The organism is Streptomyces violaceusniger Tu 4113, assembly GCF_000147815.2.
Taxonomy (GTDB): Bacteria; Actinomycetota; Actinomycetes; order Streptomycetales; family Streptomycetaceae; genus Streptomyces; species Streptomyces violaceusniger_A.
Genome location: NC_015957.1, coordinates 3,959,136 through 3,971,810, shown reverse-complemented (window position 1 = coordinate 3,971,810; position 12,675 = coordinate 3,959,136). Strand labels below are relative to the sequence as shown.

The following is a 12,675-nucleotide window of genomic DNA, read 5'->3' as shown; positions in this document are numbered from 1 at the left end:
GTCCGTGCGCCCGTCATCGTATGCGCGGCGGCCGGCCCATGGCTGAGGCGGAGACGGGGGCCAAGGCGACCGGGGGGCGGAGCGCGCAGCTCGAGCGGACGGGGCTGCGGCACGGCTGGACCACCGGGGCGTGTGCCACGGCCGCGACGACGGCCGCGTACACCGCGCTGCTGAACGGGGAGTTCCCCGACCCGGTGACCATCGAACTGCCCAAGGGGCAGCGGCCCGCGTTCGCGCTCGCGGCCGAGGAGCTGGCAGCGGACCACGCCATTGCCGCGGTCGTCAAGGACGCGGGCGACGACCCGGATGTGACCCACGGCGCGCTGGTCAGGGCCACGGTACGGGCCCTGCCGCCCGGCAGCGGAGTGGTCTTCCGGGCCGGTCCGGGCGTCGGCACGGTGACCCGGCCCGGGCTGCCGCTCCCGGTGGGCGAACCGGCCATCAACCCCGTGCCGCGCCAGATGATGCGCGACCACATCGCCGCGGTCGCGGCCCGGCACGGCGGAACCGGTGACGTCGAGATCGAGATCTCGGTGGATCACGGCGAGGAGATCGCCCGCTCCACCTGGAATCCGCGGCTGGGCATCCTCGGCGGGCTGTCCATCCTCGGCACGACGGGCATCGTGGTGCCCTACTCCTGCTCGGCGTGGATCGACAGCATCCGGCGCGGGGTGGATGTCGCACGCGCGGCGGGGCGGCGCCATGTGGCGGGCTGTACGGGCTCGACGTCCGAGAAGGTGGCGGTGGCCGTACACGGGCTGCCCCAGGACGCGCTGCTGGACATGGGCGACTTCGCGGGGGCGGTGCTGAAGTATCTGCGCCGCCACCCGGTGGACCGGCTCACGGTCGCCGGCGGCTTCGCCAAGCTCTCCAAGCTGGCCGCCGGGCATCTGGACCTGCACTCCGCACGCTCCCAGGTGGACAAGGGCTTCCTCGCGGCCCTGGCCCGCCGGGCCGGGGCGGACGAGAAGCTGGCGGAGGCGGTGGCGACGGCCAACACCGGCCTGGAGACGGTGCAGTTGTGCTCCGCCCGCGGCGTACCACTCGGCGACCTGGTCGCGGCGGCGGCCCGCGACACGGCGCTCGGCGTGCTGCGCGGTGCGCCGGTGGCGGTGGACGTGATCTGCATCGACCGCGCAGGCACAGTCGTGGGCCGCGCCGAACCTCGCGGCCCCCGGGAACGCTGACCCTTCGCTGCGGCGGGCGCGATCGCCGCACCTGGCGCGTTGCGGCACGGCACCCGGCGCGATGCGGCACGGCACCCGGGCCCATGGCCGTCCCTTCGGGGCGACACGTCGGCAGGCACGGCGACACACCGGCACCGTGGGATACGACCACCCTCGGGACGTGGCGCACGGGACGGGGCACGTATCGTCACCGCGCCCGCCGTACGGACCCACCACGCACGGAGCCAGCCCTCCGACACGCCGCGGACACCTCGCCTTGCGGGCCACGCGCGCCGGCGCCACCACCTTCGGCCGACGCGACGACACATCTGCCCGGCGCGGTACGGCCGCCCGTCACCCGCGGCGCGCGGCGCACCGGGCGGGGTGGGGGTCGTCACCGCGCCCGCTGCGGGGACCCGTCGCCGCTGCCGTCGGCGCCGACCCGCAGCCCCGCGCCGCGCGGTCGCGGTGGCACGCCACGGCCCCCCTCGCCGCGTGCCCCGCACGGACCGTGCGACGCCGCGCGCGGGACACCACTCGGGCACACGTCGCACGCTGCCGGGGCCCCAGCACCCCGGACACCATCGGGACCACACCACCGGGGCCGACGCCCCGGCACCACCAGCCAGCGGGTGGTCCTGGTCCCGGCAGCCCCGCGCCGCGCGGTCGCAGTGGCACGCCGCGGCCCCCCTCGCCGCGTGCCCCGCACGGACCGTGCGACGCCGCGTACGGGACACCACTCGGGCACACGTCGCACGCTGCCGGGGCCCCAGCACCCCGGACACCATCGAGGCCACACCACCGGGGCCGACGCCCCGGCACCACCAGCCAGCGGGTGGTCCTGGTCCCGGCAGCCCCGCGCCGCGCGGTCGCAGTGGCACGCCGCGGCCCCCCTCGCCGCGTGCCCCGCACGGACCGTGCGACGCCGCGTACGGGACACCACTCGGGCACACGTCGCACGCTGCCGGGGCCCCAGCACCCCGGACACCATCGAGGCCACACCACCAGGGCGGGCCGACGCCCCGGCAGCGTCAGGCGGCGGGTGGTCGTGATCCCGGCTACGCCGGGGCGGGATCACGACCCCTGCGGGTCGCAGGGGTCGTGGGGGCGTTCGCGGTCCGGAGAGTAGAGGTGGCTGTCGCGGAACTGTTCGGCGCCCAGGGTGCGGCCCACGATGATGACCGCCGTCCGTACCACGCCCGCCGCCTTCACCTGGGCCGCGATGTCGTCCAGCGTGCCGCGCAGCACCAGTTCGTCGGGGCGGCTGGCCATGGCGACCACGGCGGCCGGGCAGTCGGCGCCGTAGTGCGGGAGGAGTTCGCCGACCACGCGGTCCACGTAGCGGGCGGCGAGATGCAGCACGAGGAGGGCGCCGCTGCGGCCGAGGGTGGCGAGGTCCTCGCCTTCCGGCATGGGGGTGGCCTGCTGGGCGATGCGGGTGAGGATGACGGTCTGGCCGACGGTCGGGACCGTCAACTCGCGCTTCAGCGCGGCGGCCGCGGCGGCGAAGGCGGGGACGCCCGGGACGACGTCGTACGGAACGCCGGCGGCGTCGAGGCGGCGCATCTGCTCGGCGACGGCGCTGAAGACCGACGGGTCGCCGGAGTGGAGGCGGGCCACGTCATGGCCCGCCTTATGGGCGGCGACGAACTCGGCGGTGATCTGGTCGAGGTCGAGCCGGGCGGTGTCGACCAGGCGGGCGTCCGGCGGGCATTCGGCGAGCAGTTCACGCGGCACCAGGCTGCCCGCGTACAGACACACCTGGCAGCGGGCCAGGGTCCGGGCGCCGCGCACCGTGATCAGATCGGCGGCACCGGGGCCCGCGCCGATGAAGTACACCGTCATCGTGTCTCTCCTTGAGCGGCTTCGACGGATCCCGCGGGATCGGCGGCGTACCCGCCAGGGCCCCGGGAGTCGAGCGGTTTGGTGGCGGACCACTGGGTGACCGGCATCGCCTGCCGCCAGCCGGTGAAGGCCCCGACCGGGGTGGCGTGGGAGACGGCGAGGCGGACGAGGTCGCCGCCGTGGCGGCGGTACCGGTCGGCGAGCAGCGCCTCGGACTCCAGGGTCACGGTGTTGGCGACGATCCGGCCGCCCGGCGGCAGAGCCGCCCAGCACGCCTCCAGCACCCCGGGGGCGGTCAGGCCGCCGCCGATGAACACCGCGTCGGGGGTGGGCAGTCCGGCCAGGGCGTCCGGGGCGGCGCCGGTGACGACGGTCAGCCCGGGCACGCCGAGCGCGGCGGCGTTGCGGCCGATGCGCTCGGCGCGCACCGGGTCGCGTTCGACGGAGACCGCCCGGCAGGTGCGGTGGGCGCGCATCCACTCCACGGCGATGGAGCCCGAGCCGCCGCCGACGTCCCACAGCAGTTCCCCGGGGGCGGGGGCGAGCGCGGCGAGGGTGGCGGCCCGCACCTGGCGCTTGGTGAGCTGTCCGTCGTGGTCGTACGCCGTATCGGGCAGCCCCGGCGCGAGCGACAGCGGCCGGACGCCGTCCGCCGGAGCGCAGTCGACGGCGATGACGTTGAGGGGGTCGCCGGGCGGATGGGGCCACTCTTCGGCCGCGCCTTCCACACAGCGTTCCTCCGCGCTCCCCAACTGCTCCAGCACCCGCATCCGGCTCGGGCCGAACCCTCGGTCCCCGAGCAACCCGGCCACCTCGGCGGGGGTTTCGGCGCCCGCGCTGAGCACGAGCAGCCGCCGTCCGGCGTACAGCTCACGGTTGAGCGTGGCCAGGGGACGGCCGACGAGGCTGATCACCTCGGTCTCCTCCAGCGCCCAGCCGAGCCGCGCACAGGCCAGGGAGACGGACGAGGGATGGGGCAGCACCCGCAGCCGCTCGGCACCCAGCAGCTCGGCCAGGGTGCGGCCGATGCCGAAGTACATGGGGTCGCCGCTGGCCAGCACAGAGACCCGCCGCCCGGTGTGCGCGGCGAACAGCCCGGGGACGGCGGGGCGCAGCGGAGACGGCCAGGGCACCCGCTCACCGTGGCACTCCGGCGGCAGCAGGCCCAGATGGCGATGTCCGCCGATGACCACCTCGGCCGTACGCAACGCCTCGCGGGCCGCGGGACCGAGCCCGTCCCAGCCGTCGGCGCCGATACCGATGACGGTCACGGGGGGAGGCGGCGGGCTCACGATGGTCACCTCGCGGGTCGGGGAACGGTCCACGAAACTCTACTGACCTGCTACGACGCCCCGGCCCCCGGCTCCCGCTCCAGGCCGCGCTCCCCCACCTGTCCCCGCTCCTTCGTCTGCTCGCGCTCCAGCTCCGCGAGCGCCAGCAGTTGCTCGACGGTCATGTCCTCGGGGATCGGCACCGGCGCCGGGGTGCGCAACGGCGGCTGCCAGCCCTCCTCCGGGGCCCATCGCCGTATGATCCGGGCCGGCGCCCCGGCCACCACGGCGTGGTCGGGCACCTCGCCTCGTACGACCGCGCCCGCCGCGACCACCACATTGCGGCCCAGCCGCGCCCCGGGCAGGATCACCGCGCCCGCGCCCAGCCAGCTACCGGGGCCGATGTGGACGGGCGCGGAGCGCGGCCACTGGCGGCCGATGGGCTGCTCCGGATCGTCGTAGGAGTGGTTGTCGCTGGTCACATAGACGTACGGCCCGCAGAAGACATCGTCGCCGAACTCCACGGGCACGGACGCGATCACATGGCTGCCCCGGCCCAGCACCACGCCGTTGCCGATGCGCAGCACCGGATCGGGGCCGAGGTCCACACCGGGCATCATGCCGGCGGTGAGGGTCACCTGCTCGCCGATGACGCAGTGCTCGCCGAGCTCGATCCACGGTTCGCCGAAGAGGGTGCCCTGGGGGAACGCCAGCCGGGTGCCGACGCCGATGCTGCCGAACCGGTACGGGCCGGGGCGCTCGGCCGTCACCGCGCCGGCCCGCTGCACGGCGCGCCATCCACGGTGGACCAGACGGGAGGTGACGCGTCCGCACCAGCCCCGCCAGGATGAGAACAGGTTCTCGTTCTTCGGCATTCGCCCACCGTATCGGCCCATCGGGAGGCCGTCTGCGCCACCCCGGCGTCCCCTACGCGCGCCCGCTGAGCGTCCCCTACGCGCTCCCGCGCCCCGGCGCCTCGCGCAGTACGCAGTCGCCGCACAACCCGCCGCCGGGCACGCGGTAGTAGAGACAGCAGGTGCGGCGCCGGTAGCCGAGCGGCGCGGTGCTCAGGGTGCCGGCCTCGCGCAGCGGCGGGTGGACGAGCTGGGCACGTGCCAGCTCGGTGGCCCGGTCCGCCGCCTCGGCGCGGCCGTGCGCCCGGCACCAGTCGTGCAGCACGCGCAGCGAACCGGCCAGCGCCGAGGCGGCGTTGCCCCACAGCAGCCGCTCCGAGACCCGGTAGGCCCGTCCGATGGCGTGGTGCAGCGGCATCAGATGGACGAACGCCGCGGTGCCCACCTGACCGGCGAGTCCTCCCGGTTCGCCCATCACCGGCGGCACGCCGGGCCACCACAGGTCGTCGGGGGCGACCCGCCCGGGATTCCACCACAGCCGGTCGGGCCGGAGGTGGGGGACCCGGTCGGAGAGGGCGGCGGGGCCGAGCGCGAGTGACCACACCCGGGCGGCGAGGCCCTGGAAGGCGAGGGAGGCCGCGACTCTCGGCTCCTCGGTGCGCAGGCTCGCGGCGACCGCCTCGACCCGGGCGCGCAGCACCGGCCCGGCGGCGCCCTCGCCGGTCAGCCGGTACGCCTCGCCGATCCGTACGTACCCCTCCTCGCGCGGCTCGCCGATGCCGGTGCGCAGGGCGAAGAACGGCCCGACCCGCGCCGCTTCCGGCAGCGGCGCCTCATCCACCGTCGGCCGGGGCCCGGAACGCCTCCAGCAGCCGGTCCGCCGCCAGCGTGGCCGTCAGGGTGCCCTCGCGGACCCGCTGTTCCAGCTCGGGTCCGAGCCGCCGCACCTCGGGGTGGGCGTGCAGCCGCGCGAGGAGCTGGTCGCGCACCATCGACCAGGTCCAGTCGACCTGCTGGTCGCGCCGCTTGGCCTGGAGCGCGCCCGTGGCCTCCAGCACCCGGCGGTGCTGCTCCAGGCGCTCCCACACCACGTCGAGCCCGGTGGACTCGCGGGCGCTGCAGGTGAGCACCGGCGGGTTCCAGGGCGCGTCCGCGGGCTGCAGCAGCCTCAGCGCGCCCGCCAGCTCGCGGGCCGCCGACTTGGCGTCCCGCGCGTGGGGGCCGTCGGCCTTGTTGATGGTGACCACGTCGGCCAGCTCCAGGACGCCCTTCTTGATGCCCTGCAACTGATCGCCGGTGCGGGCCAGGGAGAGCAGCAGGAAGGAGTCGACCATATTGGCCACCGCGGTCTCGGACTGGCCCACGCCCACGGTCTCCACCAGCACCACGTCATAGCCCGCGGCCTCCATGACGACCATGGACTCGCGGGTGGCGCGGGCGACCCCGCCCAGCGTCCCGGCGCTGGGCGAGGGCCGTACGAAGGCCTCGGGGTCGACCGCCAGCCGCTCCATCCGGGTCTTGTCACCCAGGATGGAGCCGCCGGTGCGGGTCGACGAAGGGTCGACGGCGAGCACCGCGACCTTGTGGCCGGCCCCGGTGAGCATGGTGCCCAGGGCGTCGATGAAGGTGGACTTGCCCACCCCGGGCACCCCGCTGATGCCGATCCGCCGCGCCCCGCCGGTGTGCGGCAGCAGCTCGACCAGCAGCCGCTGGGCGAGGTCGTGGTGGTCGGGCCGGGTGGACTCGACGAGCGTGATCGCACGGGCGATATACGCGCGATGGCCGTCGAGCACACCCTTGGCGTACTCCTCGATGTCGATCGTCCGTGGCATGGACTACAGCTCGTGGCCGAGGTCGGCGGCCAGCTTCCGCACCAGGTCATGGGCGGCGTCCGGGATGACCGTGCCCGGCAGGAAGACGGCGGCGGCGCCGGCGTCGTGCAGGGTCTGGACGTCGTGCGGCGGGATGACCCCGCCGACCACGATGGTGATGTCCTCGCGCCCCGCCTCGGCCAGTTGCTCGCGCAGCGCGGGCACCAGCGTGAGGTGACCGGCCGCGAGCGACGACACGCCGACGATGTGCACATCGGCCTCCACCGCCTGCCGCGCGACCTCCTCCGGGGTCTGGAACAGCGGGCCGACGTCGACGTCGAAGCCCAGGTCGGCGAAGGCGGTGGCGATCACCTTCTGGCCGCGGTCATGACCGTCCTGGCCCATCTTGGCGACCAGGATGCGGGGGCGGCGGCCCTCGGCGCTCTCGAACTTCTCCACCAGCGCGCGGGTGCGGCTCACGCCGGAGGATGCTCCAGCCTCTTCTCGGTACACACCGGAGATCGTACGGATCTGCCCCGAGTGGCGCCCATAGACCGCCTCGAGCGCGTCGGAGATCTCGCCGACGGTCGCCATGGCGCGGGCGGCGTCCACGGCGAGCGCCAGCAGATTGCCCTCCAGACCCGCGCCCGGACCGGACCGGGCCGCGGCGGTCAGGGCGCGCAGCGCGTCCTGGCAGACGGCCTCGTCGCGCTCGGCGCGCAGCCGCCGCAGCTTCTCGATCTGCTGGGTGCGCACCGCGGAGTTGTCGACCTTGAGGACCTCGAGCTGCTCATCGCTGTCGATGCGGTACTTGTTGACGCCGATCACCGGCTGGCGGCCGGAGTCGATCCGCGCCTGGGTGCGGGCGGCGGCCTCCTCGACGCGCAGCTTGGGGATGCCCGCGTCGATGGCCTTGGCCATGCCGCCGGCCGCCTCGACCTCCTCGATGTGCTGCCAGGCCCGGCGCGCCAGGTCGTACGTCAGCTTCTCGACGTACGCGCTGCCGCCCCACGGGTCGATGACCCGGGTGGTGCCCGACTCCTGCTGCAGCAGGATCTGGGTGTTGCGGGCGATCCGGGCGGAGAAGTCGGTGGGCAGCGCGAGCGCCTCGTCCAGCGCGTTGGTGTGCAGCGACTGGGTGTGCCCCTGGGTGGCGGCCATGGCCTCCACGCAGGTGCGCGCCACGTTGTTGTAGACGTCCTGGGCGGTCAGCGACCAGCCGGAGGTCTGCGAATGGGTGCGCAGCGACAGCGATTTGGGGTTCTCCGGGTCGAACTGCTTGACCAGCTTGGCCCACAGCAGCCGCGCCGCCCGCAGCTTGGCGACCTCCATGAAGAAGTTCATGCCGATCGCCCAGAAGAACGACAGCCGGGGCGCGAAGGCGTCCACGTCCATCCCGGCGTCCCGGCCGGCCCGCAGATACTCCACACCGTCGGCCAGGGTGTACGCCAGCTCCAGATCGGCCGTGGCTCCGGCCTCCTGGATGTGGTAGCCGGAGATGGAGATGGAGTTGTAGCGCGGCATCCGCTGCGAGGTGAAGGAGAAGATGTCGGAGATGATCCGCATCGACGGCTGCGGCGGATAGATGTAGGTGTTGCGGACCATGAACTCCTTGAGGATGTCGTTCTGAATGGTCCCGGCCAGCTTCTCGGGCGGTACGCCCTGTTCCTCGGCGGCCACGATGTAGAGCGCGAGCACGGGCAGCACCGCGCCGTTCATCGTCATCGACACGCTCATCTTGTCCAGCGGGATGCCGTCGAAGAGCTGCCGCATGTCGTAGATGGAGTCGATGGCCACGCCCGCCATGCCGACGTCGCCGGTGACCCGGGGGTGGTCGCTGTCGTAGCCCCGGTGGGTGGGCAGGTCGAAGGCGACCGACAGGCCCTTCTGGCCGGCCGCGAGGTTGCGGCGGTAGAAGGCGTTGGACTCCTCGGCGGTGGAGAAGCCCGCGTACTGCCGGATGGTCCAGGGCTGGTTGACGTACATCGTCGGGTACGGGCCGCGCAGATAGGGCGCGGCGCCGGGGTAGGTGCCCAGGAAGTCGACGCCTTGGAGGTCCTCGGCGGTGTAGAGCGGTTTGACCCCGATGCCCTCGGGGGTGTCCCACACCAGGTCCTCCACGCCCTTGCCCACGCTGTTCTGCAGCGCGGCGGCCCAGTCGCCGGAGCTGGGCACCGGGCCTTCGGCCGGTCCGTCCAGATCGACCGCCGAGAAGTCCGGGATCTTGCCCGGCTCCACCGGAGCGCCGGCCATCACGCCACCCCCATGGTGTTCAGAGCCGAGGAGAGCACCTCGACCGCGTCGCAGCCCGCGAAGACGTATCCGTCCACTCCGGCCCGTTCGTACTCATCCTGTTGTGTGCCCGGCCGTCCGGCCAGGTAGACCCGGGTCGCCCCGGCCGCCTTCAGCCGCTCGGCCACGGCCGCCGCCTCCTGCGCGTACAGCTTGTCGCTGGAGCACAGGCAGGCCACGCGGGCGCCGCTGGCGGCGAACGCCTCGGCGACCGTCTCCGCGGTCACGGTGGCGGGTTCGTGGACCGCCTCGATCCCGCCCGCCTGGAAGAGGTTGGCGGCGAAGGAGGCGCGGGCGGTGTGCGCGGCGGCGGGGCCCAGCGCGGCCAGGAAGATCCTGGGCCGGCTGCCCTCGGCCGCCAGTTGGGCGTCGGCGCGGGTGCGCAGCGCCTCGTACGCCTCGTCGCGGCGCACCCTCGGCAGTCCGCCGCTGGGCGGCTCCGGGACGGGCTCGCGCTCGACGGGCCGCTCGGCGAGGTTCGGGAACTCGCTGACGCCGGTGATCGGCTCCTTGCGGCGGGCGAGGTCGCGGCCGCGGCGCGCCCAGGTCTCGGCGAGCCGGTCGCGGACCAGCCCGGAGGCGAGGGCCGCGGCCATCCCCCCGGCGCGCTCGATCTCCTGGAACCAGGCCCAGGCGGCGCGGGCGACGTCGTCGGTGAGCTTCTCGACGTACCAGGAGCCGCCGGCCGGGTCGATCACCCGCGCCAGCTGCGACTCCTCCAGCAGGATCGTGGAGGTGTTGCGGGCGATCCGGCGGGCGAAGTCGTCGGGCAGGCCGATCGCGCTGTCGAAGGGCAGCACGGTGACCGCGTCCGCGCCGCCGACGCCCGCGGCGAGGGTGGCGACGGTGGTGCGCAGCATGTTCACCCAGGGGTCGCGCCGGGTCATCATCACCGAGGAGGTCACCGCGTGCTGACGCTGGGCGCGCGCCTCCGGCGGCGCGCCGCACGCCTGCGCCACACGCGCCCACAGGCGGCGGGCGGCCCGGAGCTTGGCGATGGTGAGGAACTGGTCGGCGGTGGCCGCGTAGCGGAACTCGAGCTGGGCGCAGGCGGCTTCGACGCTCAGCCCGGCCTCGGTGAGGGTGCGCAGATACGCCACGGCGGCGGCGAGGGAGCAGCCGAGCTCCTGGGCCGCCCCGGCGCCCGCCTCGTGGTACGGCAGGGCGTCCACGGCGAAGGCCGTCACTCCGGGGTGGTCGCGGTGGCAGATCCCCGCGAGGTCGGCCGCGGCGGCGAGCTGCTCGGCCAGGCCGTCGTCGCGTCCGGTACGGGCCGCGAGCCCGAGCGGGTCCGCGCCGAGGTTGCCGAGCGCGGCGCCCGGCGGCACCTCGCGGCCGGCGTAGAGCCGCAGCAGGGCGCGGGCGGCGTCCTCGAAGTCGGCGCCCGCGTCGAGGGCGACGGGGGCGAGGTCGAGGTAGACCCCCTTGAGGGCCTCGGGCAGCCCGTCCACGGGCACCCCGGCCGCGCCGGCCGCGAGCCAGACCGAGCCGGCGCCGTTCTCCAGGTCGGCGAGGATCGCCTGGTTGGTGCGCGCCGGATCGGGGTGGGCGTGGCGCTGGCGTACGTCCCAGCCGGAGACGGCGGAGCCCTCGGCCCGGCCGCCGCGCACGAAGGGCGCGAAGCCGGGGAATCCGGCGTCCTGGGGCGCGTCTTCGGCGGTGTAGAGGGGGTGGACGGTGATGCCGTCCTCGAGCGCGGTCGCGAGGGCCTCTTCGGCCTCGGCGCCCACGGCGTCCGATGTGCCGGTTTTGCGCAGCACGCCTTCGACGAGGTGACGCCATTGGTCTCGCGTCACTTCAGGGAAATCGTCGGCTAGGGGAAGCCCGTCGGGCAGGACCGTCATAGGAGGAGGCTAGTGCGGTCCGCTGAAGCCGGAGCAGTGGTTAAGCCTGTGAGCTTACTCTCTAGTGATCTCAGGGGTGAGCTCTAGGGATTTCCGTAGTGGCGACCGCCCACGGCCGGGGTGGGTGAGGCGCATGGGCCCGGCGCGGGGTGCGGAACGGGCGCCCACGGTCGACGACGGCCCCGGGCATGGGACCGGCTCGGACACACAGAGGCCCGCCCGGTGCGACGGGGGATGCACACCGGGCGGGCTCGAAGTCCTTTTTACCGCATCGGCGGGGGGTTATGCATCAAAAACGTGTTCGCTTCCCCGGTTCACCATGCGACGGGCAGCGAGATCAGGCCACGCGCGCGGATCGACGGCCGCCATCGGAGCTCCTCCCTCGGGACATCCAGCCGCAGCCCCGGAAAACGCCGAACCAGCGCGGCCAGAGCGATTTCCATCTCCATCCGGGCCAGGGGCGCGCCGAGGCAGTAGTGGATGCCATGGCCGAGCGCAAGGTGACCGGACCGGCCAAGATGTGGATTGAAGTCGTCCGGATCCTTGAACTGGGCCGGGTCACGGTGTGCCGAGGCCACCGAGAGCAGCACGGTCTCCCCGGCGGGGATGGTCACACCGCCGATCTCGATCTCCTCGAGCGGGAAGCGGCGGATCCCCAGCGACGCCGGGCCCTCGTACCGCGCCAGTTCGTCGAAGGCGGCCGTAAGACCGCCCGGTTCCGCGCGCAGCTCCTGGAGGAGGACCGTGGGGTGGTCGAGCAGGGTGAGCACCGAGTTGGCGATGAGGTGGACGGTGTTCTCGTAGCCCGCGAGGAGGATGAGGAAGGCGAGCGAGGTCAGTTCGTCCTCGGTGAGCCTGCCGTCGCCGTCCCCGGCTTCGTCGTCGCGGACCCGGATCAGATCCGAGAGCAGATCGTCCCCGGGCTCGGCGCGCTTCTTCGCGATCAGCTCGGTGTAGAAGCGGAGCATGCTGCCGACCGCTTCCTTCGCCGCCCGCGGCCGCGCCGGATCGGGGGTGATCAGGGCGTCGCTCCAGGCCCGGAAGTCGCGCTGGTCGCGCTGCGGGACGCCGAGCAGATCGCAGATGACGATGATGGGGAGCTGTCCGGCGTAGGCGGCGAGCAGGTCCGCGCGGCCCTCGGACTCGACGGCGTCGAGCAGCTCATCGGCGATCCGCCGGACCGGTTCGCGCATCCGCTGCACGCGGCCGGGGGTGAACGCCTTGACCACCAGCCGGCGCACCCGGGTGTGGTCCGGCGGGTCCATGTTGAGCAGATTGGCGTCGAGGGCGGGCGGCAGGGAGAAGCCGCTGTAGTTGCCCGGGGCGGCGTGGCGCTTGTCCAGGGCCAGGCGCGGATCGGCGAGCAGCCGCCGCACATCCTCGTAACGGGTCACCAGCCAGGCGGGTCGTCCGTCGGTGCCGGCGATCCGATGGACCGGGCCGGCCTCGCGGAGCGTGGCCAGGGCCGGGTAGAGGTCCTCGATCATCGGGGCGGTGTCAACGAGCTCCGGGCCGTCCGTTCCGGCGGCGTGCGCGGTGTTCTGCATGGATCCCGACTCTAGGCGGTGGCGTCCTCCGGGCCTGACCGGGTG

At 74.1% G+C, this 12,675-nt stretch carries 9 protein-coding genes; 1 reads left to right on the top strand and 8 read right to left on the bottom strand.

Annotated elements, in window-relative coordinates; translation table 11 throughout:
• The first annotated feature begins 38 nt into the window (after positions 1-38).
• A complete protein-coding gene (locus STRVI_RS17185) occupies positions 39-1,187 on the top strand; it encodes a cobalt-precorrin-5B (C(1))-methyltransferase (RefSeq protein WP_014056938.1) in 1,149 nt (382 codons plus the stop codon).
• 1,053 nt (positions 1,188-2,240) lie between these two features.
• Here STRVI_RS17185 and cobM read toward each other — a convergent pair.
• The 8 genes from cobM to STRVI_RS17145 form a co-directional block, all read right to left on the bottom strand.
• Positions 2,241-3,011, bottom strand: a complete 771-nt coding sequence (gene cobM, locus STRVI_RS17180; RefSeq protein WP_014056936.1) for a precorrin-4 C(11)-methyltransferase — start codon at positions 3,009-3,011, stop codon at positions 2,241-2,243.
• Positions 3,008-4,312, bottom strand: a complete 1,305-nt coding sequence (gene cbiE / locus STRVI_RS17175) for a precorrin-6y C5,15-methyltransferase (decarboxylating) subunit CbiE (protein WP_167543282.1) — start codon at positions 4,310-4,312, stop codon at positions 3,008-3,010. Before cbiE ends, cobM begins: the two co-directional genes overlap by 4 nt.
• 41 nt (positions 4,313-4,353) lie before the next feature.
• Positions 4,354-5,157, bottom strand: a complete 804-nt coding sequence (locus tag STRVI_RS17170) for an acyltransferase (RefSeq protein WP_014056934.1) — start codon at positions 5,155-5,157, stop codon at positions 4,354-4,356.
• A gap of 76 nt (positions 5,158-5,233) precedes the next feature.
• Positions 5,234-5,977 carry a (2Fe-2S)-binding protein gene (locus STRVI_RS17165; RefSeq protein ID WP_014056933.1) on the bottom strand — a complete coding sequence of 248 codons (744 nt, stop codon included), beginning with the start codon at positions 5,975-5,977 and terminating at the stop codon, positions 5,234-5,236.
• Positions 5,970-6,968, bottom strand: coding sequence for a methylmalonyl Co-A mutase-associated GTPase MeaB (meaB, locus tag STRVI_RS17160; protein WP_014056932.1), 999 nt, complete (start codon positions 6,966-6,968; stop codon positions 5,970-5,972). The genes STRVI_RS17165 and meaB overlap by 8 nt, the downstream gene beginning before the upstream one ends.
• Before the next feature lie 3 nt (positions 6,969-6,971).
• Positions 6,972-9,200: a methylmalonyl-CoA mutase gene (scpA, locus tag STRVI_RS17155; RefSeq protein ID WP_014056931.1), complete on the bottom strand. Its 2,229-nt coding sequence runs from the start codon at positions 9,198-9,200 to the stop codon at positions 6,972-6,974.
• Positions 9,200-11,083 (bottom strand): methylmalonyl-CoA mutase small subunit, encoded by a 1,884-nt coding sequence (gene mutA, locus STRVI_RS17150; protein WP_014056930.1) that lies wholly within the window; start codon positions 11,081-11,083, stop codon positions 9,200-9,202. Before mutA ends, scpA begins: the two co-directional genes overlap by 1 nt.
• A 314-nt stretch (positions 11,084-11,397) precedes the next feature.
• Positions 11,398-12,630 (bottom strand): cytochrome P450 family protein, encoded by a 1,233-nt coding sequence (locus tag STRVI_RS17145; RefSeq protein ID WP_014056929.1) that lies wholly within the window; start codon positions 12,628-12,630, stop codon positions 11,398-11,400.
• Positions 12,631-12,675 lie beyond the last annotated feature (45 nt).

Excerpts from the sequence above, each read along its gene's own strand:
- STRVI_RS17185 (WP_014056938.1), top strand. The coding sequence starts at position 39 with ATGGCTGAGGCGGAGACGGGGGCCAAGGCGACCGGGGGGCGGAGCGCG.
- cobM (WP_014056936.1), bottom strand. The coding sequence starts at position 3,011 with ATGACGGTGTACTTCATCGGCGCGGGCCCCGGTGCCGCCGATCTGATC.
- STRVI_RS17170 (WP_014056934.1), bottom strand. The coding sequence starts at position 5,157 with ATGCCGAAGAACGAGAACCTGTTCTCATCCTGGCGGGGCTGGTGCGGA.
- meaB (WP_014056932.1), bottom strand. The coding sequence starts at position 6,968 with ATGCCACGGACGATCGACATCGAGGAGTACGCCAAGGGTGTGCTCGAC.
- scpA (WP_014056931.1), bottom strand. The coding sequence starts at position 9,200 with ATGGCCGGCGCTCCGGTGGAGCCGGGCAAGATCCCGGACTTCTCGGCG.
- mutA (WP_014056930.1), bottom strand. The coding sequence starts at position 11,083 with ATGACGGTCCTGCCCGACGGGCTTCCCCTAGCCGACGATTTCCCTGAA.
- STRVI_RS17145 (WP_014056929.1), bottom strand. The coding sequence starts at position 12,630 with ATGCAGAACACCGCGCACGCCGCCGGAACGGACGGCCCGGAGCTCGTT.